Here is a 23,187-nt window from a genome sequence, read left to right on the forward strand (position 1 = left end):
GGGCCATGCTGCTCGACCTCATCGCTTCAGGGACGCACACCCCCTTCGTGTTCGAGATCTTCGAGCGCACCGCCTCCACCCCGCGCGTGCAGCAGGTGGTGCAATTGAGCCTCGCGCCCGCCTTCCTGCTGTCAGGGATCGGGGCGATCATGAATGTCATCATGAGCCGCATGATCTGGATCGCCCAGCGGGTCGAAAAGATCGAGGACAAGCTTGAAGAAGAACGCTCGCCGAAACAGGTGCGCGAACTCGGCTGGCTGATGCGGCGGCGCAAGCTCATGCAAGGCGCGATCCTGTTCTCGACCGCGGCGGCGGTGATGATCAGCGCGGTGATCATGCTGCTGTTCATCTCGGCCTATATCACCGCGCAGATCGGCACCGTCATCGCCGCCCTGTGGGTGCTTACGATGGCGCTGCTGGTGACGGGGCTGGTGTTTTTCCTGCTGGAAACGCGGCTGGCCGCGATCGGGGCGGTGGAGAAGCCGTAATCCCGAACCGTCGCCCCGTGCTTGACACGGGGCTTGGATACCTTGGCAACATTGCGCGGACAAAGGGCGGCCTGACAAAAAGGGGCGCGAAGCAAGCCCGCGCCCCTTTGATCAAGAATAGCCAAACCCCGTGTCAAGCACGGGGCGACGAGCAGAGGGGTTACGGCTTACCCCTCGCCGGCGGCCTGGCTTTGCAGCTGGCAGTAATTGTGCAGGCCCATGCGCTCGATCATCTCGAACTGGGTTTCGAGGAAGTCGACGTGTTCTTCCTCGTTCTTGAGAATGTCCTCGAACAGCGCCGCCGAGGTGTGATCCTTGACGCTGCGGGCATATTCCGCCGCGTCCTTCAGCAGCGGGATCGCCTCATGCTCCAGCGCGAGGTCGGCCTTGAGCACTTCCTCCACCGTCTCGCCCACCTTCAGCTTGTGGATCGCCTGAAAGTTCGGGAGCGCTTCGAGGAACAGGATGCGTTCGGCCAGCTTGTCGGCGTGCTCCATTTCCTCGATCGATTCGTGGCGTTCATAGGCCGCCAGCTTCTTCATGCCCCAATTGTCGAGCACGCGGTAATGCAGCCAGTACTGGTTGATCGCCGTCAGCTCGTTGGTGAGGCACTGGTTGAGATAGTCGATGACCTTGGGGTCGCCCTTCATGGGATTACGTCCTTTGCGAAATGTCAAAGCCGGGTTGCGGCATTGCCTACAATGTAGACCCTGCCGGGGCTTGTCCGCAAGGGGCGGGCGATAAAATTTCTTTGCGAATCAGTCGCTTGCGATCCGTTCGCAATCGCGCGTCAGGCTACCTCTACTGCGAATAGATTGCAGGCTGCGGCCACGCGCTCTTGCTCGATGATTTCCTGCGCTTCATCAAGGCACTGGCCGCAATTGGGCCGCTTGCCAAGGCAGGCATAGGTCGCCTCTGCGTCCCCGTCGCAAGTGAGCGCGGCTTTGCGCAAATCAGTCTCACGAATGGCGTTGCAGATGCAGATGTACATGGCCGTGCGAATCTTTCCTGCGAAGCGTTTGCAGGCACCAGTGTATGCGAGTTATTCTCAATAACAAGCCTGTTTTTCGAACCCGCCTCCGCGGGTTCGTCCTCTCGGCTGATCCTTCGCTTCGCTCCGGGCCGGTCCGGGCGCGCGGTCGCGCTTGCGGCGAGGCTGCGCCCGCCGATGACCGCCATACGCTGGCGTGGTCACTGGTTCGTTTTACTTTTTCAGCGGGAATACCGTTCTGTAGGTCAGACACCGCCACAGCCATTCGAGCGGGCCGTAACGGTAGCGGTCGAGCCAGGGCTTGCTCCACGCCAGCATCAGCACACAGGCCAGCGCCACCACGATGTAAAGCTGCGGGCGGTTCAGTTGCCCGAACAGGCCCAGCGCCCAGCCATGGAACACCAGCATCATCACCACCGACGTGCCGAGATAATTGGTGAAGGCCGCGCGGCCCGCTGCCCGCACCCGGTCTCCCACCCAGCCGGTCGCGCCCGGCGCATAGGCCACCAGCAGCGCAGCCAGCCCCAACGCCATCCACAGCCGCGGCAGGGGACTCATGCCGACAAAGCCCGCGAGCGTCCCGTAATAGCTGAAGCCGGTCGACTGCACCGCCAGCCCGATCGCCAGATGCGCCAGCGCGCCTGCGATCACCCCGATCCAGCCCCAGCGCAGCAGCTTCTCGCGTGCAAACCCACCGTTGAAGAACCCCATGCGGTAAAGCGCCATGCCGACCAGCATCAGCGGCAGGGTCTCGAACCCGAACAGCATCGCATTGGTGAGCGGTTCGTACCACTGCTCGGTGATCCGATGCGTCACCAGCGTGCCATAATCGCCCGCAGCAATCGCGGCGTTGGGGATGTCACCGCGGGCCAGCGTGTTGTCGATTTCGGCAATCATCCCGGCGCGCTGTTCGAGCAATTCGGGCGAGGCTTCCCCGAACGAAGTGTCGACAATCAGCCAGGGGAAAATCGTGAAGGCGAGCAGCAGCGCGCCCAGCATATACCCGCCAAGGCCGACCCAGAGCTGCGTCTTCACGCTCCACTTCATGCAGGCCAGCGCCACGAAGCCGAACAGCGCGTAATAGAACAGGATGTCGCCGGGCCAGATGAAGAAGAAGTGGACCATCCCGAAACACATCAGGATCACGAGCCGCCATGCCTGGAGCCCGCGCGAGGCACCGCGCGCCCAGGCTTTCTCCATGAACAGATACATCCCGGCGCCGAACAGCAGGGTGAACAGCCCGCGCATCTTGCCGTCGATCAGGATGAACTGGGCGATCCACATCCACCCGCCCGGATCGCCCGGATCGCCCTTGAAGGCGGCCGGGTACATATAGGCCTCGAACGGCTGACCGAAGGCGATGATGTTGGCGGCGAGAATGCCCATCACCGCGATGCCGCGGATGAAATCGAGCGTGTCGATCCGCTCGCCCGTGCTGACCGGCGCAACGGCGACCGCCGCTGACCCGGTCTCGTTCAAGACGTCATCGGCTGATTGCGGTATCGAAGTCGCATTCATGGCTGATCCCCCGGCCTATGGTGCGGGGGATAGTATCACTTTGGCGCGGCTTGGGAAGTGCGACTTGTCGAGCCTTGTCAGCGTTTAGCCCTGCCCTGCCACGACGCAGTCCTTGCCGTCGCGCTTCAAGGCGGCGCAGGCGCGGCCTGCTTCGGCCTCCGAGGCAAAGCCGGTCGCCAGCAGGCGGGTGACCTTGCCGCTTGGCACGAGGGTCTTCTTCGTTCCGGCCAGCGCGGAATGGCTGCCGATCTGGCTCCACAACCGGTCGGCATTGCCAGCCACCCCGAACGCGCCGAGCTGGACGCGCCAGCGGCCCTGCCGGGGTGCAGGCGCAGCGGTGCTGGCGGGGACGGCTGCTGGCGCGGCAACCACCGGCGCGGCAGCGACAGTGGCGGGCGCCGGCTGAACGCGCGCAGTTACCACCGGCACTGCTAAAGGCGCAGCGACCGGCGCCGGAGCAGCCGCCACAGCAGGCACAACCGCCGGACGGCTGCCAAGCTCTGCCGCCGCCAGTTCGGCCGCACGCTGGGACTTGGCCCCGGCCTCGATCTCGCGCGCAACGCCCTGCGCCTGCACGCGCTGGGCCTGCGGGACATAGCGGTCCATCTGCATCAACGCATCGCGCGCCTGCGGCAGGCCCGCCCCGTTCGCCAGCGTCATCAGCGCATAGGCGCGCACCCAGTCACGCGGCGCATAATCGGCATTGAAGTGCGACAGGCCCAGCACATATTGCGCGCGCGGATCGCCGCGATCGGCAGCGGCGCGGATCATCGGCATGGCGCGTTCCTGCTCGCCTTCCTGAAACAGCATAAGCCCGTAATTGTCGGCGGCTTTCACATGGCCGAGCGAGGCGGCCTGTTCGTACAGCTGGCGCGCACGGACATTGTCGATCTCAACCCCGCGGCCCAGCCGATAGGCCTGCGCGAGGTTGAACAGCGCATCGGGATCGCCCGCCGAAGCCGGCCCCTGCCATTCGACCACAGCACGCGCATAATCGCCCGCGCTCCATGCATCGACCCCGGCCTTCACATCGGCCAGCACCGGCCCTGCCGCCAGCAGTGCCAGCGCGGTTGCGGTTGCGGTCTTCTTCGTCAGCATGATCCTTGCCATCGCCTGTGCCTCGTCGGATGCAAAAAGTGACTTGCCCCGCTTCCCTAGCGCAAACACGGTTAGCAAATGGTTTCAGGCCGATGCGGCCAAGTGCGTCCCGGCCCAAGTGCCTGATGCGGCGCCGCGTTCTCTTTCACGATGAGCGAGCGCGTTAACTCTAAATTAGGGGTATCCTGCGATCCCGTGTCCAACCAGCCGTTGAAAGGGGTCGCAATAGGGCAGCCCTCCAGCGGATCTATCCTAGGGGGACCCAGGCGTTGCGTGTACTCGCTTTGGCATCGCAGAAAGGTGGATCGGGCAAGACCACCCTGTCCGGACATCTCGCCGTCCAGGCCCAGCGCGCAGGCGCCGGCCCGGTCGTGCTGATCGACATCGACCCGCAGGGGTCGCTCGCCGATTGGTGGAACGAGCGCGAGGCGGAATATCCCGCCTTCGCCCAGACCACTGTCGCGCGGCTCGCCAATGATCTGGCGGTGCTGCGCCAACAAGGCTTCAAGCTGGCGGTGATCGACACCCCGCCCGCGATCACCATGGCGATCCAGTCGGTGATTTCGGTCGCCGAACTGATCGTTGTACCGACTCGCCCCAGCCCGCACGATCTGCGCGCCGTGGGCGCAACGGTCGACCTGTGCGAGCGCGCCGGCAAGCCGCTGGTGTTCGTCGTCAACGCGGCCACGCCCAAGGCCAAGATCACGTCGGAAGCTGCGGTTGCCCTGTCGCAGCACGGCACCGTTGCCCCGATCACGCTCCACCACCGCACCGATTTCGCCGCCTCGATGATCGACGGCCGCACGGTGATGGAAGTCGATCCCGAAAGCCGCTCGGCTGCCGAAATCGCTGCCCTGTGGCGCTATATTGCCGACCGGCTCGAAAAGAATTTCCGCCGCACCGTGTTCGCACCCGCCCCCAATGGCGTGGGTCAGCCCATGGGCGGCGTGCCGCGTCCCGCTGGCGGCTTCGGCCGCCGGGTGGCCCAGTAAGCGCACGGGGACGCAAGAGCGATGTCCGATCCCGGTTTTGCCTCGCTCGGCCCGACCTTGCTGGCCCGCAAGGGCGGCGCCAAGCCCGCCATGCGCCCGCAGGTCGCACCGCTCGTCATCGACGAGACCACCCCGATCGCCGAAGATCAGCTGGAAGATCTCGGCTGGAACGACATGGGCCATGATGACGCGGGCGATGCCGGGTTCGCCGATGGCGCTGACATCGTGCCGATCAGCGCCGACATCGCCGCCGACCAGATCGCGGCAGGCGCTGGCCCGATCGTCCGCCGCCAGCAGCGCCGCCTTGAAGAACGCGTGCTCGCCGATGCGGTGATGACCGGCCCGGAAGACAGCGAACCCGAATATGACGCCGATGACGAGGAGCTTTACGGCGTGGATTACGCCGGGGGCTACGACGTCGCCGACGAGGACGATGTCGAGGAAGCCTTCGAGGCCAGCGACGAGAGCGAGGATGACGCCGCCGTAACCGGCTTCACCCCGCTCGCGCCCGTCCAGGCACCCGCGCCGTCGCCTGTCCGCACCAAGGCGCCGCGCGTTCCGGCCGTGCAGGCCGGTCGCCGCGCCGCCTTCACCTTGCGGCTTGATGCCGACCGTCACCTCAAACTGCGCCTTGCAGCCACGATGCAGGGCGTGAGCGCCCAGGCGCTCGTCACCGAGGCGCTCGACCGCCTGCTCGCCGAATATGGCGAGCTTGATGTCATCGCCAGCCACCTCAAGCGCCACTGATCCGGCGTTCGATAGACGACCACCACGACGTGAACCGCCAAGACCAAACGGGGGAAATGAACATGGACCGCAGCACCAAGACCGGCTTCACCGCGCCGCGCCTCGCGCTCGCCGTCACCACGGCAGTGGCAGCATTCGCGCTGTCCGGCTGCACCACGGCCGCAGCGCCGCGCGCCGACCTGTCGTTCAGCAATGCCCAGACCGCACTCGCCAAGGGTCAGGTCGACAAGGCCATCGCCCATGCCGAAGCCGCCGTGCTGGCCGAACCGCGCAACCCCGGCTTCCGCGCGCTGCTGGGCGCAGCCTATATGGAAGCAGGCCGGTTCCAGTCGGCCGCGACCAGCTTCAACGATGCGCTCGATCTTGGCGACGAAAACCCGCGCACCGTCCTCAGCTTCGCGCTCGCCAAGACCGCGATGGGCGATTCGGGCGCAGCTGTCGCAGTGCTGGATGAATATGCCCGCGTGATCGACCCGGCCGATCTCGGTCTGGCGCTGGCGCTGGCCGGGCAACCGGAACGCGGCGTCCACGTGCTGATCAATGCCGTGCGCGCCAGCGAGGAAGCCTCGCCCAAGCTGCGCCAGAACCTGGCCTATACCTATGCCCTCGCGGGCAACTGGCGTGCGGCGCGGGTGATGGCGGCCGAAGATGTGCCGGCCGATCAGCTTGATGCGCGCATCACCGAATGGGCCGCGATGACCGCGCCTGAAATGTATCAGCAGCGCATCGCCAGCCTGCTCAACGTCACGCCGCGCGCCGATTCGGGTCAGCCGCAGCGTCTCGCGCTGGCGAATTTCCCGGCGCAGGAGGTCATGGTGGCCGAAGCCGCAGCGCAGGCCCCGGTCGAAGTGGCTGCTGCCGAGCCGATGTCCGCCGTTGCCCCGGCCCCGGCTAGGGCAGCAGAGCCCGCCAGCTTCGCGCAGGCCTTCGCCGCCAGCGAACCTTCGATCAGCACCGCTCAGGCCGCACCGGCACCGGCAGCCGCCTCTGGCGTGCGCTTCGTCTCGAACCCGGTGGTGCAGCAACTGCCCGCCAGCAGCGAGCGCGCCGCGCCGCGCATGGCCGCATCGACCCAGCGCCGCATGGCCGCTGCCGCCGCGCCCGCCCCGGTGGCGAGCGACAAGAGCGCCAACACCCACCTCGTTCAGCTCGGCTCTTATGACAGCAAGCTTGAGGCCGAGCGCGGCTGGGCCGTGCTCAAGGGCAAGTTCCCGGCGCTCAAGGATCACGATGTCGTCATCACCGAAGCCGTGGTGAACGGGCGCACCTTCTGGCGCGTTGCCGCCGCCGGTTTCGGCGCGATGAGCGCCAAGTCGATGTGCTCCACGGTCAAGTCGGCCGGGCGCGGCTGCTTTGCCTATGCTGCCTCCAGCCCGCCCGCAGGCGCGGTTGATCGCGGCATCCGGATGGCATCGCGCACGCGTTGACAGGTGCTTGCGCGGGTTCTCCGCGCGCTATCGCTTCGCTGCTTGAGCGGGTTGTTTGCGCGCTATCGCTTCGCTGCTTGAGCGCGGGCGATTCCATGTTTCTCGATGAGCAATCCTTGCTCCCGGATGGCCTCAGGCTGTCCGGGAGCTTTCTTGTCAGAACGCACATGCCCACGGGCTTTCCTACAAGGCCAGGGGCGCAATAGGGTGCCTGAACGGATGCAAGGCCGGTTGCGGGTGGCCAATGCGCGTGAAACATTGCCCGCGCTGCGAGAAATGGCGGAAATCAGCCGAAAAGTCAGGCGAATTCCAACAGCGTATAGCGGATTTCAGGCCCTTTCAGACCCCGTCCAGACCCCGTCTAGCCCCCTTTTAGGCCCCCGCCAGCCCTGCCTTGACCCCCTGTTTCACGGTGTCAGTGCGGCCTTGCCCCGGGCCGGTTTTGTAGGACTGGGCTTAAAGCGCGAGCCTGACGCCGCCCTTCCACAGGCCCAGCACCCGGCCCTGTGTCCCCTGCCGATCGAACGGGGTGTTGTCGGCGGTGGCCTCCATCTTGCGGCGGTCGATGATCCACGGGGCTTGCACATCGATCAGGGCAAGATCGGCCTCCAGACCGGCAATCAGTTCCCCCGCCGGTGCGCCCAGCACCCGCGCCGGGTTGCGGGCGAGGCAATCAAAGGCGCGGGGGATGTCGATCACCCCGTCGCGCACCAGCCCCAGCGTGGTGGCGAGCAGCGTTTCCGCCCCCGCCATGCCCGGAGCAGCATCGGCAAAGGGCAGGCGCTTGTCCTCGGCCCCGCGCGGATCATGGCCGCTGGCGATCACGTCGACGGTACCATCGGCAAGGGCCGCCAACGCCGCCTGCCGATCTGCCTCGCAGCGCAGCGGCGGCGAGAGCCGGGTGAAGGTGCGGAAATCGGCGGTGGCAAGGTCTGACAGCAGGAAATGCGCAGGCGTAATCCCGCAGGTGACCGGCAACCCGCGCGCCTTGGCTGCCCGCACCAGATCAAAGCCTCTGGCGGTCGTCACCTGCCGGATATGGAGTCGCGCCCCCGCCATCTCCGCCAGCGCGATATCGCGCGCAATGGCGAGCGATTCGGCCTCGGCAGGGGCAGACGGCAGGCCGAGGCGCGTCGCAATCTCGCCCGCGGTCGCAACCGCATCTCCGGCAAGACCGCCATCCTCGGCATGGGTGACGACCACCAGATCGAGCATCGCCGCATAGCGCAGCAGGCGCAGCATCACGCCCGAATCCGCGATCCAGCGCCGCCCGGTGGCGACCCCCCGCGCACCCGCGTCCTGCATCAGGGCAAGCTCTGCAAGCTCCCGACCCTCCAGCCCGCGCGTCGCAGCGGCAAGGGGGTGAACCCACAGGTCGGGCTTGCCGCTCTTGGCGATGAAGCCCACCCGGCTCGGCAGATCGAGCGGCGGGGATTGATCGGGCATCAGCGCCGCACGGGTAATCCCGCCGAAGTGGAACGCGGGTTTGTCGACCGCGAACACCCCCAGATCGACAAGGCCGGGGGCGAGCAGCCTGCCCTTGGCGTCGAACGTTTCGTCACCCTCCTGCGCGGTCACCTCCGGCCCGAGCGCGGCGATCACGCCATCGGCACAGCGCAACCCGCCGGCAACAAGCCCAGCGGGCGTCACCAGGCGGGCATTGGTGATGGCGAGAGGCCGGGCCTGCTTCATGCCGTCCACCCTTCCACACCCCGCGCCTCGCGGGTCAGAATGTCGAGGCAGGCCATGCGGATCGCGACCCCCATCTCGACCTGCCGGGTGATGAGCGAGCGGCCCGCCATGTCGGCCACCTCGCTGTCGATCTCTACGCCGCGGTTCATCGGGCCGGGATGCATCACCAGTGCATCGGGGCGGGCGAGCGCAAGGCGATCAAGCGTCAGACCGTAAAGGCGGCGATATTCGCGCGGGGACGGGACGAACTGCCCGGTCATCCGTTCCGACTGGAGGCGCAGCATCATCACCACCTCCGCGCCTGCCAGCGCATCGTCGAAGCGGTGGAACACTTCCACCCCCATCGCCTCGATCCCGGCAGGCATCAGCGCCGGTGGCGCGCAGACCCGGACCCTTGCTCCCAGCGCGGTCAGGCACAGGATGTTCGACCGCGCGACCCGGCTGTGCAGGATATCGCCGCAGATCACCACGTTGAGCCCGGTGAAGTCCTCAGCTGCCTCGCCACGCTCGGCGAGCGCATGGCGCAAGGTGAGCGCATCGAGCAGGGCCTGCGTCGGGTGTTCATGGCTGCCATCGCCGGCGTTCAGCACCGGACAATCGACCTTGTCCGCAATCAGGCGCGTCGCGCCGGAGGAACCGTGGCGGATAACGATCGCATCGGCGCGCATCGCATTGAGCGTGATCGCGGTATCGATCAGCGTTTCGCCCTTCTTCACGCTGGAGGTGGCGGCGTGCATGTTGACCACATCCGCCCCCAGCCGCTTGCCCGCGATTTCGAACGACAAGAGCGTGCGGGTGGAATTCTCGAAGAAGGCGTTGATGATGGTGAGACCGGCCAGCAGATCGGTGTGCTTGTTGCGCTGGCGGTTCAGCGCCACCCACTGCTCCGCCTGATCGAGCAGGTAGAGGATCTCGTGCCGCGCCAGATGGCCGATGCCGGTCAGATCGCGGTGCGGAAAAGCCAGCCGCCCGCTCGGGAAGCGGCCCGGATCGGCGGAGGTGGCGTGCGAAGTCATCAAGCCAAGGCCCCTAGCCCGCCCGCATCCGCCGCTCAAGCCGCCGCGTAAGCTTTCCGATAGAAGTTCTGCGCCAAAGCCCCTAGATCACCCGGGCAAGGCTGAAAGGGAAGCGAGCATGAATTTCGTCGGCAAGGTCTGGAAAATCCTCGTCGGGATCAAGGACGGCCTCGTGCTGCTGTTCATGCTGCTGTTTTTCGTGACGTTGTTCGCGGCCCTGTCCGCCCGCCCCAACCCCGGCAAGGTGCGAGAGGGCGCGCTGCTGATCGAGCTTTCGGGCGTGGTGGTCGAGGAGAAATCGGTGCTCGATCCGATCGCGGCGCTGCTGTCGGGCAGCGCGCCGATCGAGGAATATCGCGCCCGCGACGTGGTGCGCGCACTGGATGCGGCCGCCGAAGATGACCGGATCAAGGCGGTGGTACTCGATCTCACCACGTTCCTTGGTGCAGGCCATGTCCACCTCAAGGACATCGGCGAGGCGATGGACCGGGTGCGCAAGGCCAAGAAGCCGGTGCTGACCTATGCGGTGGGCTATGCCGATGATCACATGCGCCTCGCCGCGCACGCCAGCGAGGTGTGGCTCGATCCGCAAGGGCTGGCGCTGATCGCCGGGCCGGGCGGCTACAACCTCTATTATGCGGGCCTGCTCGAAAAGCTCAGCGTCAATGCGCGGGTCTACCGGGTGGGCGAATTCAAGGCCGCGGTCGAACCCTGGTCGCGCACCTCGATGTCGGATGAGGCGCGAACCAATATCGGCGGCGTCTACGAGGCGCTGTGGGATGAATGGAAGGCCAATGTAACCAAGGCCCGGCCCAAGCTCGCGCTTGACCGGGTGACGGGCGATCCGGTCGGCTGGATTGCGGAATCCGGGGGCAATATCGCCAAGGCGGCGCTGGCCGCGGGGCTGGTCGACAAGCTGGGCGACCGCGTCGCATTCGGGGCGCGGGTGGCCGAACTGGCAGGCAAGGATCCGTGGAGCGAAAAGCCCGGCAGCTTTGCGTCGAGCAGCTTCGAGGCGTTCCTTGCCGACCAGCCTGCCAAGCGTAAGGGCAAGGCGATTGGTGTCGTTACCATTGCCGGCGAAATCGTCGATGGTGACGCCGGGCCGGGCGTGGCGGGCGGCGCGCGTATCGCCGATCTGCTCGACGAGGCGCTGGATGATGACCTCGCAGCGCTGGTGGTGCGGGTCGATTCGCCCGGGGGATCGGCCACCGCCTCGGAAGAAATCCGGCGCGCGGTGCAGCGTTACCGCGACCGCAAGATCCCCGTCGCCGTGTCCTTCGGCAATGTCGCGGCAAGCGGCGGTTACTGGGTATCGATGTCGAGCGACCGGATCTTCGCCGAACCCGAAACGATCACCGGATCGATCGGGGTGTTCGCGGTGATCCCGACCTTCGAACGCAGCGCCGCCCGGCTTGGCGTGGCGGCGGACGGTTATCGCACCACGCCCCTTTCGGGCCAGCCCAACCCGGTGGCGGGCTTTACCCCGGAAATGGACGCCGTGCTGCAATCGACCATCGGCAACACCTATCGCGAATTCCTGGAACTGGTCGCCAAGGCACGTTCGATGCCGGTCGAGAAGGTCGATGCGATTGCGCAAGGTCAGGTGTGGGACGGCGGCACCGCACGCCAGAACGGGCTGGTCGATGCCTTTGGCGGCCTGCCCGATGCGCTCGCCTGGGCGGCGGCCAAGGCCGGGGCCAAGGACGACGATTGGCACGCGGTCTATCTCGGCGAGCAGGAGGCCAATTACGATTCGCTGATCCGCCAGCTTGTCACCAGGGACAGCGCGGCACGGGCCGGCCACAACGGCGATCTGTTCGCGATGACCGCGCGCCGTAGCGAGGCGCTGGGCGAACGCATCCTGCGCGATAGCGAGCGGTTGCTCGGCACCCGCGGCGTGCAGGCCTTCTGCCTAGAATGCCCCGTCAGTTCCGGCACAATCGCCGCCCCGTCCGCGCGCAGCACGGCTCGGCCCGACGGCCTGCTGGCGCTGTTCGGCTGGCTTGCGGCAAACTGAGACACGAAATCGCGCCAGCACCGCCGCGAGCGCTTGCCAAGCGCGTGAGGCCGCATTAAAGGCGCGCCCCTGTCCCGGCCAAATGGCCTTGCGGACGGGCGCGTAGCTCAGCGGTAGAGCACACCCTTCACACGGGTGGGGTCACAGGTTCAATCCCTGTCGCGCCCACCATTTCCCCCCAGTGATCTGATCGGCGGAAATGGCGCGGATTCCTTTGTAGCAGCGCCGCTCCCACCGTCATTTGCCCCTCTGCGCTTGACCGGGCGGGCTACTTCGCGGCAAGGCTCGGGCCTTAGCGCGACAGGGCGCGCCAGCGAGGTATTTCATGCGGAACAGGTTCTGGGGGCGGTGGCTCGTCGTGGTGGCGGCACTGGTGGGTGCGGCAGGTGCAGGTCCAGCCGCCGCGCAGTCCTTCGCGCAAGGCAGCTTCGATCCGGCGATCCCGACCCTGACCGCAACTGTCGGCCATGCGCCGGGCACCCGCATCACCTCTCCCGACCAGACCTATGCCTATATCAAGGTTCTGGCCGACGCTGCGCCCGACCGGGTGAAGCTGGTGCAATATGCCACGAGCTGGGAGGGCCGCCCGCTTTATTACCTCGTCCTGTCAGCGCCCGCCAACATGGCGCGCCTCGATGCGATTCGCGCCGATATGGCCAATATCGCCGCCGGCCGACCCGGCAATGGCAGCGCGCTGCCGGTGACCTGGCTGGCATATGGCGTCCACGGCAACGAAATCTCCTCGACCGATGCGGCGTTGATGACGGCCTATCACCTGCTCGCCGCGCAGGATGACGACCGCGCCGCCAAGATCATGGCCAACACCATTGTCGTGATCGACCCCATGCAGAACCCCGACGGCCGGGCGCGCTTCGTGAACAATTTCCTCGCTGCGACGGGCATTGTCCCCGATGCCGACCGCCAGGCGGCGGAACATGACGAGCCCTGGCCGAGCGGGCGCGTCAATCACTACATGTTCGATCTCAACCGCGACTGGTTCACGCTGTCGCAGCCGGAAACCCGCGGCAAGGTCACGGCGATCCGGCAGTGGAACCCGGTCGTAGTGGTGGACCTGCACGAAATGGGCGGGGACGAGACCTATTTCTTCTCCCCAGCTGCGCAGCCCTTCAACCCCAACCTCAGCCCGGCACAGATCCGTGCCTACGAACTGATCGGCCGCTACAATGCCGCCGCTTTCGATGCGCGGGGCGAGCCCTATTTCACGCGTGAGGTCTATGACCTGTTCTATCCCGGATATGGCGACACCTGGAACGCGCATCAGGGCGCGATCGGATCGACCTACGAACAGGGGTCGGCGCGCGGTCTGGTGTTTGCCCGGCGCGATGGAACCGAGCTGACCTATGCGGACGGGGTCGCCAACCACTTTTCCGCCAGCCTCGCCACGGCAAGCGCGGTGGCCGACAATCCGGACCGGTTCCTTGCCGATTTCGCCGCCTATCGTGCCGGCAATGCCAGCGGCGCGGCGGGCCGGGGAACCTATGTGATCGATCTTGGCAAGCGGCGCTGGAATGCCGAGCGGCTCGGGCGCCGCCTTGCCCAGCAAGGGATTACCGTGCTGCGGCGCGAAGGCGCGGCGACGCTTTGCGGCAAGTCCTATCCGGCAGGCTATCTCGCTGTCCCGCAGGCCCAGCCCGCCGCGCGGCTGATCCGCAGCCTGCTTGACCGTGACACGCCGCTGCCGCCCGATTTCCTTGCCGAACAGGAACGCCGTCGTTCGGTCGATCTCCCGCACGAGCTTTATGATGTCACCGCATGGTCGGTGGGGCCGATGGCGGGGGTCGATGTGCGCCTGTGCAATGCCGCCGCCCCTGGCGAGGCGCTGCGTTACGATGCGCCCATCGCCGCCAAGGCGGAGGGCAGCGGTGCCTTTGCCATTGCCGTGCCGTGGACCGACAGCGGGCAGGCGCGGCTGGTCGCGCTCGCGCTGCGTGAAGGGATCGAAGGCCGCGTCACCGACCGCGCCTTCGAGACCGCCGGACGCAGCTTCCCGCGCGGGACAGTGGTGTTCCCGGCCGGGTCGAACAGCCCGGAAAAGCTGGCACGCCTGTCAGCGCTCGCCAGCGAGGTCGGCGCGCATACCGTCGCGCTGGACAGCGGCTGGGTCGACAGCGGCCCCAACCTCGGCAGCGACCGCTTCGTGCGTCTTACCCTGCCGCGCGTCGCGGTGGCGTGGGACGACGGCATCTCGCAGCTCAGCGCGGGTTCGCTGCGTTATGTCCTGGAACAGCGCATCGGCCTGCCGGTGACGCCGATCCGCACCAACCGCCTCGCCCGTGCCAACCTGTCGGATTACGATGTGCTGCTGGTGCCGGAGGGTGATCCTTCCGCAGTGCTCGGCGACGGCGGGCAGCGCACCATCCGCGAATTTGTGCGCAAGGGCGGCGTGCTGGTGGCCATTGGCGACAGTCTGGAAACCTTCAGCAGCGGCGACAATCCAATGCTGGCGGTCAAGCGCGAAGCGGCGTTGGGCCGCGACCCGTCAGGCGATGGCGAGGATGAAGGCTCTCTGGCCGAAGCAATCGAGATCACCAGCGATGCAGCCTACCGCGAGGCGATCAAGGATCAGCAGGCGCTGCCCGATACGCTGCCCGGTGCGCTGCTGAATGTGGTGGGCGAGCCTGACCACTTCCTGTCCGCCGGTTATGATGATGGTGCGGTGGTGCTGGCGACAGGGACGCAGATCTTCACCCCGCTCGACCGGGCCAAGGGTGTCAACGTGATGCGTTTTGCCGCGCCGGGCAATCTCATCGCCAGCGGCTATGTGTGGGACGAGAACCGCCGCCAACTGGCCTACAAGCCTTATCTGATGGCCCAGTCGCAGGGTCGCGGACTGGTGATCGGCTTTGCGCATGATCCATCGACCCGCGCCTATCTCGAAGGGCTCGACCTGATGATCGCCAACGCGGTGCTGGTTGCGCCGTCACGGGTTCGGTAACCGGCCCTTCAGGGCGCAAAGTGACCTAGGAACTGGACACGTATTGTGTCATGCTGGCTGGCATGGCGCTGTTCGAGGCCCTTGTTGTTGCCCATGTCATCACCGGCGCGGTGGGGCTGACGGCGTTCTGGGGGCCGATTGTCACCAAGAAGGGCGCAGCGCGCCACCGTTCATGGGGCAAGGCCGCGTGTTACGGGTTTCTGGGCGCGGGCGCGCTTGCCATCGCCATGGCGCTGCTGTCGCTCTACGGGCCGGAACATCGTCACCCCGAAGTGACCGACCGCGCGCTGTTTGATGGGCTGTTCGGGTGGATGATGCTCTATCTCGGCACGCTTACCATTGGCTTTGTCGACTATGGGCTCGCGGTGGTGAAGCACAGCCGCAACCGGCGCGCCCTGCGCAGCTTCCGCTATCAGGCGGTGATCGCCGCAGTCGTCGCATCGGGTGCGTGGTGCGGGATTTACGGTGTGAAGGTCGGCCATCCGCTGATGGTGCTGGTGGCGGTGATCGGGATCGTCTCGATGCTGATCCAGCAGCTCTATATCTGGCGCAAGGGTGATCCGCCGCGCCAGACCTACATTGGCGAGCATTTCCGCGCGCTGATCGGGATGGGGATTTCCGCCTATACCGCCTTCCTGTCGGTCGGGCTGATCCGCTGGGTGCCCGAAGAGGTTTTCAACCCACTGGTCTGGGCCGGGCCGAGCGTGATCGGGGTCAGCCTGATCCTGTTCTTCACGCTGAAGGGCAAGCGCACCGTTGCGCCGCGCCCCGCCTCAGCCGCGCGCCCACATCCGCAGCAGGTTGGCGATGGTCTTGTCTAGCGTCAGCAGTTCGGCCGACTGGCTGGGCAATTGCTGGCGCAGGGTGCTGCGCAGATTCTCCAGATCGAACAGCATCTCGCGCTGGGCCTGATCGGCGACCAGACTTTCGATCCAGCCAACGCACACGATCCGCGTGCCGCGCGTGACGGGCCTGACCTCGTGGATGCTGCCCGAAGGGTAAAGCACCAGATTGCCCGCCTCGCCCTTCACCTCCTGCGTCATTCCGGCGGCGTGGATCACCAGTTCCCCGCCCTCGTATTCGCCGGGCGGGGTCAGGAACAGGGTAAAGGACAGGTCGGTGCGCAGCCGCAGCGCGCCGCGCCCCATCAGCGCATTGTCGACATGGGCGCCGTACTGGCCGCCTACCCCGGTGCGGCTGATGATGAGCGGCGAGAAGCGGCGTGGCTGGGCAGCGGCCTTGAGCACCGGGTTATCGCTGATGATCCCCGCCAGTTCGTCCTGCAGCGCGCGGCCTGGCACGCTGTGCATCACAGCCTGTTCGTTGCGCTTGACCTCACGCGCGACCGATCCGGCAGTCTCACGCCCGTCCCGCCATTCAAGCAGGTCGATCCGGTCGCTGATCGCAGCAAGGTGATCGGCATCGCCGATGGCGTTGATGACGAGGATCATGGGAGCCGCTCTAGCGGGCAGGCTTGCCGCCAGCAAGGAGGCCGGCGGGAGAGAGGACACTTCTCCCGCCGGCAGGCGCGCAAGGGGGCCGCTTACCCCCCCTTGCGGGAAGTGCCTTCCTCGATCAGCGCCAACGCCTTCTCGCGGGCGGCTTCGGGAGTTTCCTTGCCGTCCTTGATCTTGTCGGCGAGGATCATCAGCTCGTTGGCGATGGTGGTGCCTGCGCCGGCTTCCTGCGCGATGCGGATGCCGCCATTGGCCTCGGCCACTTCGTCCCACTTGCCGCGCACCGCATCCCAGTAGCCCTTGGTCTTTTCCCAGTAGGTTTCGGCCGCAGCCACATTGTAGCCGTTGAAGCGGTCATAGGTGTTGAGCACATATTCCTGCACCACCGGCCTGGCCTCGCCGGAACCATCCTTGGACGTGGTCATCTTGGTGTTGTCCTGCCAGTGGATCCACCCGGTCGGGGTGAGCTGGTGACGGTTGATGCCCATGTAATGATCATAGACGGGGTTGCGGATCGCATCGCGGCGAGCGAGCGGACGGGCCGTCCAGTTGGAACGCCAGCGGCGGATGCCGTGGGTCGTCTCCCACTCGCCCCAGCCGGCATAGCGCGGGCTGTCATCGACCTGCCAGACGGTCTGCGACCAGCGTCCGGCGCGCATCTTTTCGGGCACGGCGGTCCATTCCCAATTGTCGCCGCCGGTGAAGGTCAGGATCTTTTCCGGCTGATACTCCCAGTCCTGCCGCCAATGCTTCACGACGTAAGGGTTGGCCTCGTCCCCGGTCACCAGCAGGTGCTGGAGCACGATCTTGGTGCCGGTGTCCTCGATCACGCGGACGCTTTCATAGCCGCCCGAAATCTTGCGCTCCAGCGGCGTGTAGCCTTCGACCCAAGGGGTGGATTCCTGCATGTCGAAGGTCACCTTGAAATCGCCCGCCATGGCGAGGATTGCCTTGCGGTCTTCCTCGAACGCCGCCTTGGCAGCATCGGCGCTCTGGACGATCGGCTTGTCCGCCAGCGCCGGAGCCGGAACCGCAGCCAGCGCCAGCGTCGCAAGGCCGGAGGCGAGGATGGTCTTGGTCAGTCTGTTCATGGTGTCCTCACTTGTTGATGTTGCAATTCAGAATCGATAGCTGGCCGACACACTAACATTTCGGCCCGGCCGGGTGAAGGCATCGAGAATATTGGCGTTTTCCACACGCAGACCGCGAACGTCGGACCACAGGGCGAACGTCTCGTTGGTCAGATTGAAGACGCCCGCGCGCAGTTTGAGGCGGTCGGTCACGGCGACGAAGGCGGTAAGATCAAGGATCGTCGAAGCTTCAGGCCGCACGAACAGGTCGGTGCCGTCCGCAGCGCGCTCGACCTCGCGCCTCTCCTTGCGCCCGTTATGGGTCAGGATCAGCTCGCCGCCGAACCGCCCTTGTGGGTCGCGGTAGCCGAGGCTGCCGACGAGGTTAAAGGGATCGATCGTATCAAGCGGCACCCGCGCGCCGCCGGGATTGACGACATCGCCATTGACATAGGCCATCGCGAAGCGCGCAAAGACACCACTATCGAGCTTCATTTCGGCGCGCGCCTCGATGCCTTCGATCTCCGCCGCGCTGAAATTGACGAACTGGAAGATTGCCGGGTCTTGCGGCGTAAAGCCGCCGCGGATCACCTGCTGGCTGATGAAATTGTCGTAATCGCCCCTGAAGCCGGTCACCTGCAGGGTGAAGATATCCCCGACATAGCGCGCGCCCACCTCGAAGCTTTCGCTGGTTTCCGGGCGCAGATCAGGGTTGGGGATCGACGTGTAGCCCCCGGCGATAAATTCGAAGAAGTTGTTCACCTGAGACGGCGTCGGTGCGAGGAAACCCTGCGCATAATTGCCGAACAGGATCACGGTGTCGGTCAGCTTTACGGTCGCGCCGAACTTGGGCGACAGGCGGCTGTCACTTTGCCCTGCCGGCGTGAAGGTGGTGAGCAGCGGATCGTCAGTCGGGTTCAGATCATAGAAGTCGAAGCGCAGCGCCGGGAACAGCTTGAGCGCACCATCGAGCAGCGTGATCTCATCGGAAATGAAGAAACCGCCCAGCGTGAAGTCGGTCACCGGGAACGCGCGGGTCGGGAAGCTTTCGCCGCGCCCTGGGAAGGTGCCGTCGCGCAGGCCTTCCTGCCGGGTCCAGCTGACATCGCCGCCCAGCGCAATGCGGTGCTTCATGCCGCCAAGCTCGAACCCGCTGCGCAGCTCCCCGACCGCGCCATAGACCCGGTTTTCGAAGGTGTTCAGTCGCTCCCGGTCAGGCGCGGGCATGGCGGTGAGGCTGGTCCGCTCCTCGAAGGCGAACTGCCGGTCCTCGGCATCCTGCCAATAGGCCGACAGGAAAGCATATTCGATCGCATCATCCCCGCTGCCCTCATAGGTCCAGTCGAGCGAGGCGCGCACACGCTCGGTGGTATCGCGGGCGTTGAGGCCGTCGACGTTCCACACCGGACGCGGACCGAAGGTGAAGGCCGGACCAAGGCCGGTCAGCACCTCGGTTTCCACCGCCGTGTCGAGCCATTCGCCGGTCAGGCGGATGCGGTGCGGGCCATTGTCCCACACCAGCTTGGCCAGCACGGCATCGCTCTGACCATCCTGCGGATTGGGTGCAGTGCGAAGCGGGCCGGTGCCGACATTCGCGCCGCGGTTCTCCAATTCATTGAAATCGCGCCGGGTGTAGGCGATCATCGCCGAGACGTTGCCGGTCTGCCCGGCCAGCGTCACGGTCTGGGCGAATTCATTGTCCTCGCTGGAATATTGGCTCGACACAAAGCCACCGAAATCCTCGCCCTTGATGAGATCGACCGGATCGGCGGTGACAAAGCTGACCGCGCCCGCAAGACCATCCGAACCATAAAGCGCCGAAGCCGGGCCGCGCAGGATCTCGACCTGCTTGACGAGGCTGACATCGGCAAAACCGTCGCGCCCGGCGCTCTGCGGGCCGAAGCTGAAGCCTTGGGGCGAACGGATGCCGTCGACTTGGATCAGCACGCGGTTGCCGCCGATACCGCGGATCGCGATGTCTTCATTGCCCGCGCGTCCGGTCGAGCCGATCGCTGCGCCAAAGCGGGCCGGCGCGCGGCGGACAGTGACGCCCGGCTCGAAGCGCACCAGATCCCTGATGTCGGTAGCAAGCTGATCTGCGATTTCCTCGCTGGTGATGATGGTGACGGTCGCCGCCACCTCCTCCTGCAAAACCGGGGTGCGCGTGGCGGTAACGGTGATGCGGCCGGTCTGCTGCTGTGGCTCTGCTTCGGCGGCGGCTTCGGCTTCGGCAGATGTGAGCGCCGCCTCATAGGCAGAGGCCGGCGCGGCAAGCACGGCAATCGGGGCAACGGAGAGGGCAAGCTTGTTGGTCAGGTTCACGCGAGAGGCATCCTGCTGGGTGAGAGGGAACGCCGCCGCAATGTCCTTATTGCGAATGAGAGTCAATACAGTTTGCGAATAAGAATCTTTCGCAATTTATCTGCCGAGCCATGCAGATAGGCAGTCAGCCGCGCGCGCCGCAGGGCGATGGCGCGCGTGGTATTCGCAAAGTGAGAAGGAAATCCAGCCCGCCGCCCTCTCAGCGGCGCAGCACACCCTCGGCAAGCAGGCGATTGACCCCGGCTGCGACCTCATCGGCCCCCAGCTCCGTCCCGCCGCCCCACACGACATAGCGCAGGCCGACGAACACGTTCATGCCCATCAGCGCCCAGGCCTCCAGTTCGCCCAATCCGTCGCGGAATTCGCCCAGCGTTGCCCCGGCGCGCAGACGGTCGGCAATCCGCGCGGCGATGGTTTCGTAATGCTGGCGATAGCTTTCGGGATCGACGAATTCGGCCTCGTCGATGATGCGATAGATTTCCTTGTGCTCCGCTGCGAAGCGCAGGAACGCGGCCAGCGCCGCTCGCTCGATCTCCAGCGCGCCCATGCCATCGCTCAATGCCGAGCGCGCGCTGGTGCGCACCTTTTCGCTCATGTCGCCGACCAGCGCACGGAACAGCGCGTCCTTGCTCTCGAAATAGGTGTAGAAGCTGCCCAGTGCCACGCCCGCGCGCCGCGTGATCGAGCTGACTGAGGCTTCGTGAAAGCCTTTTTCGCCGAATTCCTCCGCCGCCGCGTCAAGCAGCTTGCGCAAGGTTCGCCGCCCACGCTCGGTACGCGGGACCCGCGCCTCACTTGCGCTGCCCTCATCACGCACGCCTGTGCGCGCACCTTCGCTCATGGCCGCCATGACCCGACTGTTGCCCATCAGCTACTCCCTCCACGCTTTCGGTAGGCCGCGCAAGGTTCATGCACAAGTCTAAACTTGAAAGGTGGTTCAACTTTCAATATTGGTAAGCAAACAAGGGGCCAGGAGAGGAACAATCCCGATGAAAAATACGCTTTGCTTGCGCGCGCTGCTGCTGGCCGGTTCGGCCGGTCTTGCCACTCTCGCTGCACCGGCCATGGCGCAGGACAGTGCCGCCGACGCAGCTGACGAGGCCGCTGCTGCCGAGGAAGACAGTACGATCTATGTCACTGCGCGCCGCCGCGAGGAACGCCTGCTTGATGTGCCGCTGTCGGTCACCGCGCTGTCGGGCGATGAACTGATCAAGCAGGGCGTGCAGGATCTGGTCGCGGTCGCGCAACAGGTGCCCAACGTCACGCTTGAAGTGAGCCGCGGCACCAACACCACCCTCACAGCCTTCATCCGCGGCGTCGGGCAGCAGGATCCGGTCGCCGGGTTCGAGGCGGGCGTGGGCCTCTACATTGATGACGTCTACCTCAACCGCCCCCAGGCCGCCGTGCTCGACATCTACGAGGTCGAGCGCATCGAAGTGCTGCGCGGCCCGCAAGGCACGCTCTATGGCCGCAACACCATCGGCGGCGCGATCAAGTATGTCACCGCCAGTCTGCCCGACGAAACCCGCATGATGGTGCGCGGCACCTATGGCTCCTATGATCAGGCCGATCTGATCGTCAGCGCCTCCACCCCGATCACCGACAATCTCAAGATCGGCGCGAGCGGCGCGCGCCTGTCACGCGGGGGCTTTGGCGAGAACCTCACGCTCGGCACCGAAAACTACAACAAGGACGTGTGGGCGGCGCGCGGCACGATCGAATTCGACAGCGGGCCGGTGTTCATCCGCCTGTCGGGCGATTACATCAAGGACAAGAGCGAGGCGCGCCAGGGCCACCGCTTCATCCCCGGCCTGCTCAATGGCGCGCCGGTGCTGGACAATGTGTTCGATACCCGCGCGGGGCTGAACATCGTCGATCAGGAGGTCGAGGCCTATGGCGGCGCGCTGAATGTCGCGATCGAGCTGTCCGACACGCTCACCTTCAAGTCGATCACCGGCTACCGCGAGGACAAGTCGACCACCCCGATCGACTTCGACAGCCTGCCCGCCGTCGATCTCGACGTGCCGGCGATCTACAACAATGACCAGTTCAGCCAGGAACTGCAGCTGCTCTATGAAGGCGACAAGCTGTCGGGCGTGCTGGGCTTCTACTACCTCGATGCCAACGCCTTCACCGCCTTCGATGTGGCGCTGTTCACCACCCTCAACGGTTTCACCGCCCAGACGCTGGGCGATGTGAACACCAAGACCTGGTCGGTGTTCGGCGACTTTACCTATGACCTGTCGGACACGATCAGCGTCTCGGTCGGCGGGCGTTACACCAATGACAAGCGCACCAGCCAGGTGTTGCGGCGCAGCTTCCTCGGCGGGTTCTCCAACCTGTTCGGCGGCACCGGCGCGGTCTTCGCCACCACCAGCGATTTCAACGGCAGCGCAACGTTCAAGGATTTCAACCCGCGCGCCTCGATCAGCTGGCAGCCGAATGCGGATAACAACGTCTATTTCACTTATTCGCAGGGCTTCAAGGGCGGCGGGTTCGACCCGCGCGGGCAGACCACGGCCTGCCGCAACGCCACCGGCGGCGCCTGCAACCCGCAGGAAGTGTTCGACTTCATGAGCTTCGAGCCGGAAACGGTCGACAGCTTCGAACTGGGCTGGAAGGCCTCGCTGCTGGATAACCGGGTGAACATCCGCCTCGCCGGTTTCCTTGGCCAGTACAAGAACGTGCAGATCCCCGGATCGGTCGGCTTCGACAGCAACGGCGACGGCACCAACGACACCTTCATCGGCATCACCTCCAACGCGGCCGACGCCGATGTCAACGGGATCGAATTCGAAGGCAACGCGCTGATCGGCAAGGATTTCGCGGGCCAAGGCAGCCGCTTCAGCATCAACTGGTCGCTGGGTGTGCTGGATGCCAAGTTCAACACCTTCATCGACAATTTCGGCAATGACGTGGCCGACAGCCGCGTGTTCCAGAACACGCCCGACATCACCGCGCACATGGGCTTCAACATGGGCGTGCCGGTGGCGGACGGGATGCTGGACTTCATTGGCCTCGCCTCGCTGCGTTCCGATGCAAGCCAGTTCGAAGTCCCCAACCCCTTCCTCGATCAGGATGGCTTCGTGCTGGTCGATGCAAGCATCGTCTACACCGCCGACAGCGGGGCGTGGTCGCTGGGCCTTCACGGCAAGAACCTGTTCGACAAGGAATATATTGTCGCAGGCTACAACTTCGTGGCGGGCGGCGTGGGCGGCACGCCGTTCATCCCGACGCTGGGCCGCGAAGGCACGCTGACCGGCTTTTTCGGCGACCCGCGCCGGATCTTCGTGACTGCGCAGATCAACTTCTAACGGCCTCCCCGAAGGGGCGGTGGCCTCCGGCACATCACCACCGCCCCTTCCTCCCCTCTTCCCTTGGCGGGGCCAAGCG

The 23,187-nt window shown here is 65.7% G+C and carries 18 protein-coding genes and 1 tRNA gene; 9 read left to right on the forward strand and 10 right to left on the reverse strand.

The annotated features are described in order from the left end of the window. Positions 1-5 precede the first annotated feature (5 nt). Positions 6-488 (forward strand): DUF2721 domain-containing protein, encoded by a 483-nt coding sequence (locus CHX26_RS15025; RefSeq protein ID WP_104943070.1) that lies wholly within the window; start codon positions 6-8, stop codon positions 486-488. 167 nt (positions 489-655) lie between these two features. Here CHX26_RS15025 and bfr read toward each other — a convergent pair whose 3' ends face one another. The 4 genes from bfr to CHX26_RS15045 all read right to left on the reverse strand — a co-directional run bounded on the left by bfr (position 656) and on the right by CHX26_RS15045 (position 4,107). After that, on the reverse strand, positions 656-1,138 hold the full coding sequence (gene bfr / locus CHX26_RS15030; RefSeq protein ID WP_104943071.1) for a bacterioferritin: 483 nt from the start codon (positions 1,136-1,138) through the stop codon (positions 656-658). A gap of 140 nt (positions 1,139-1,278) precedes the next feature. Beyond that, on the reverse strand, positions 1,279-1,479 hold the full coding sequence (locus CHX26_RS15035) for a (2Fe-2S)-binding protein (RefSeq protein ID WP_104943072.1): 201 nt from the start codon (positions 1,477-1,479) through the stop codon (positions 1,279-1,281). 213 nt (positions 1,480-1,692) lie between these two features. Further along, positions 1,693-2,997: a DUF418 domain-containing protein gene (locus CHX26_RS15040; RefSeq protein WP_104943073.1), complete on the reverse strand. Its 1,305-nt coding sequence runs from the start codon at positions 2,995-2,997 to the stop codon at positions 1,693-1,695. Between the two features lie 84 nt (positions 2,998-3,081). After that, the gene (locus CHX26_RS15045) at positions 3,082-4,107 is read right to left on the reverse strand and encodes an SPOR domain-containing protein (protein WP_104943074.1); all 1,026 of its coding nucleotides are present in this window, start codon (positions 4,105-4,107) and stop codon (positions 3,082-3,084) included. Between the two features lie 257 nt (positions 4,108-4,364). Between CHX26_RS15045 and CHX26_RS15050 the strand changes: the two genes are divergently transcribed. The 3 genes from CHX26_RS15050 (at position 4,365) to CHX26_RS15060 (ending at position 7,261) form a co-directional block, all read left to right on the forward strand. Beyond that, positions 4,365-5,087, forward strand: coding sequence for a ParA family protein (locus CHX26_RS15050; protein WP_104943075.1), 723 nt, complete (start codon positions 4,365-4,367; stop codon positions 5,085-5,087). Positions 5,088-5,108: 21 nt separating this feature from the next. Continuing rightward, a complete protein-coding gene (locus CHX26_RS16120) occupies positions 5,109-5,834 on the forward strand; it encodes a hypothetical protein (protein ID WP_104943076.1) in 726 nt (241 codons plus the stop codon). Positions 5,835-5,896: 62 nt separating this feature from the next. After that, complete coding sequence (locus tag CHX26_RS15060) at positions 5,897-7,261, forward strand: tetratricopeptide repeat protein (protein WP_172449861.1); 1,365 nt, start codon at positions 5,897-5,899, stop codon at positions 7,259-7,261. A 456-nt stretch (positions 7,262-7,717) separates the two neighbouring features. Here CHX26_RS15060 and CHX26_RS15065 read toward each other — a convergent pair whose 3' ends face one another. Both CHX26_RS15065 and CHX26_RS15070 read right to left on the reverse strand, forming a co-directional pair. Then, positions 7,718-8,953: a dihydroorotase gene (locus CHX26_RS15065; protein ID WP_104943480.1), complete on the reverse strand. Its 1,236-nt coding sequence runs from the start codon at positions 8,951-8,953 to the stop codon at positions 7,718-7,720. Beyond that, positions 8,950-9,969, reverse strand: coding sequence for an aspartate carbamoyltransferase catalytic subunit (locus CHX26_RS15070; protein ID WP_172449928.1), 1,020 nt, complete (start codon positions 9,967-9,969; stop codon positions 8,950-8,952). Before CHX26_RS15070 ends, CHX26_RS15065 begins: the two co-directional genes overlap by 4 nt. A 118-nt stretch (positions 9,970-10,087) precedes the next feature. Between CHX26_RS15070 and sppA the strand changes: the two genes are divergently transcribed. From sppA to CHX26_RS15090, 4 genes are all read left to right on the forward strand, one after another. Then, positions 10,088-11,989, forward strand: a complete 1,902-nt coding sequence (gene sppA, locus CHX26_RS15075; RefSeq protein ID WP_104943079.1) for a signal peptide peptidase SppA — start codon at positions 10,088-10,090, stop codon at positions 11,987-11,989. A gap of 96 nt (positions 11,990-12,085) precedes the next feature. Then, a tRNA-Val gene (locus tag CHX26_RS15080) sits at positions 12,086-12,160 on the forward strand. A 154-nt stretch (positions 12,161-12,314) separates the two neighbouring features. Next, positions 12,315-14,945, forward strand: a complete 2,631-nt coding sequence (locus CHX26_RS15085) for a M14 metallopeptidase family protein (RefSeq protein WP_104943080.1) — start codon at positions 12,315-12,317, stop codon at positions 14,943-14,945. Positions 14,946-14,995: 50 nt separating this feature from the next. Beyond that, positions 14,996-15,766: a SemiSWEET family transporter gene (locus CHX26_RS15090; RefSeq protein ID WP_104943081.1), complete on the forward strand. Its 771-nt coding sequence runs from the start codon at positions 14,996-14,998 to the stop codon at positions 15,764-15,766. Here CHX26_RS15090 and CHX26_RS15095 read toward each other — a convergent pair. From CHX26_RS15095 to CHX26_RS15110, 4 genes are all read right to left on the reverse strand, one after another. Then, the gene (locus CHX26_RS15095; RefSeq protein ID WP_104943082.1) at positions 15,719-16,396 is read right to left on the reverse strand and encodes a Fe2+-dependent dioxygenase; all 678 of its coding nucleotides are present in this window, start codon (positions 16,394-16,396) and stop codon (positions 15,719-15,721) included. The genes CHX26_RS15090 and CHX26_RS15095 overlap by 48 nt on opposite strands. A 92-nt stretch (positions 16,397-16,488) precedes the next feature. After that, the gene (locus tag CHX26_RS15100; RefSeq protein WP_104943083.1) at positions 16,489-17,493 is read right to left on the reverse strand and encodes a DUF6607 family protein; all 1,005 of its coding nucleotides are present in this window, start codon (positions 17,491-17,493) and stop codon (positions 16,489-16,491) included. Positions 17,494-17,520: 27 nt separating this feature from the next. Continuing rightward, positions 17,521-19,794 (reverse strand): TonB-dependent hemoglobin/transferrin/lactoferrin family receptor, encoded by a 2,274-nt coding sequence (locus CHX26_RS15105; protein ID WP_233997193.1) that lies wholly within the window; start codon positions 19,792-19,794, stop codon positions 17,521-17,523. 199 nt (positions 19,795-19,993) lie between these two features. After that, complete coding sequence (locus CHX26_RS15110) at positions 19,994-20,662, reverse strand: TetR/AcrR family transcriptional regulator (protein ID WP_104943084.1); 669 nt, start codon at positions 20,660-20,662, stop codon at positions 19,994-19,996. Positions 20,663-20,783: 121 nt separating this feature from the next. Between CHX26_RS15110 and CHX26_RS15115 the strand changes: the two genes are divergently transcribed. Beyond that, positions 20,784-23,108, forward strand: coding sequence for a TonB-dependent receptor (locus tag CHX26_RS15115; RefSeq protein WP_104943085.1), 2,325 nt, complete (start codon positions 20,784-20,786; stop codon positions 23,106-23,108). Positions 23,109-23,187 lie beyond the last annotated feature (79 nt).

It is taken from the genome of Porphyrobacter sp. HT-58-2, assembly GCF_002952215.1.
Taxonomy (GTDB): Bacteria; Pseudomonadota; Alphaproteobacteria; order Sphingomonadales; family Sphingomonadaceae; genus Erythrobacter.

Bases quoted from the DNA above. Each gene is read 5' to 3' on its own strand.
- sppA (WP_104943079.1), top strand. From the start codon at position 10,088: ATGAATTTCGTCGGCAAGGTCTGGAAAATCCTCGTCGGGATCAAGGAC.
- CHX26_RS15100 (WP_104943083.1), bottom strand. From the start codon at position 17,493: ATGAACAGACTGACCAAGACCATCCTCGCCTCCGGCCTTGCGACGCTG.
- CHX26_RS16120 (WP_104943076.1), top strand. From the start codon at position 5,109: ATGTCCGATCCCGGTTTTGCCTCGCTCGGCCCGACCTTGCTGGCCCGC.
- CHX26_RS15025 (WP_104943070.1), top strand. From the start codon at position 6: ATGCTGCTCGACCTCATCGCTTCAGGGACGCACACCCCCTTCGTGTTC.
- CHX26_RS15085 (WP_104943080.1), top strand. From the start codon at position 12,315: ATGCGGAACAGGTTCTGGGGGCGGTGGCTCGTCGTGGTGGCGGCACTG.
- CHX26_RS15095 (WP_104943082.1), bottom strand. From the start codon at position 16,396: ATGATCCTCGTCATCAACGCCATCGGCGATGCCGATCACCTTGCTGCG.
- CHX26_RS15110 (WP_104943084.1), bottom strand. From the start codon at position 20,662: ATGGGCAACAGTCGGGTCATGGCGGCCATGAGCGAAGGTGCGCGCACA.
- bfr (WP_104943071.1), bottom strand. From the start codon at position 1,138: ATGAAGGGCGACCCCAAGGTCATCGACTATCTCAACCAGTGCCTCACC.
- CHX26_RS15045 (WP_104943074.1), bottom strand. From the start codon at position 4,107: ATGGCAAGGATCATGCTGACGAAGAAGACCGCAACCGCAACCGCGCTG.
- CHX26_RS15060 (WP_172449861.1), top strand. From the start codon at position 5,897: ATGGACCGCAGCACCAAGACCGGCTTCACCGCGCCGCGCCTCGCGCTC.
- CHX26_RS15035 (WP_104943072.1), bottom strand. From the start codon at position 1,479: ATGTACATCTGCATCTGCAACGCCATTCGTGAGACTGATTTGCGCAAA.
- CHX26_RS15065 (WP_104943480.1), bottom strand. From the start codon at position 8,953: ATGAAGCAGGCCCGGCCTCTCGCCATCACCAATGCCCGCCTGGTGACG.
- CHX26_RS15115 (WP_104943085.1), top strand. From the start codon at position 20,784: ATGAAAAATACGCTTTGCTTGCGCGCGCTGCTGCTGGCCGGTTCGGCC.
- CHX26_RS15040 (WP_104943073.1), bottom strand. From the start codon at position 2,997: ATGAATGCGACTTCGATACCGCAATCAGCCGATGACGTCTTGAACGAG.
- CHX26_RS15070 (WP_172449928.1), bottom strand. From the start codon at position 9,969: ATGACTTCGCACGCCACCTCCGCCGATCCGGGCCGCTTCCCGAGCGGG.
- CHX26_RS15090 (WP_104943081.1), top strand. From the start codon at position 14,996: ATGCTGGCTGGCATGGCGCTGTTCGAGGCCCTTGTTGTTGCCCATGTC.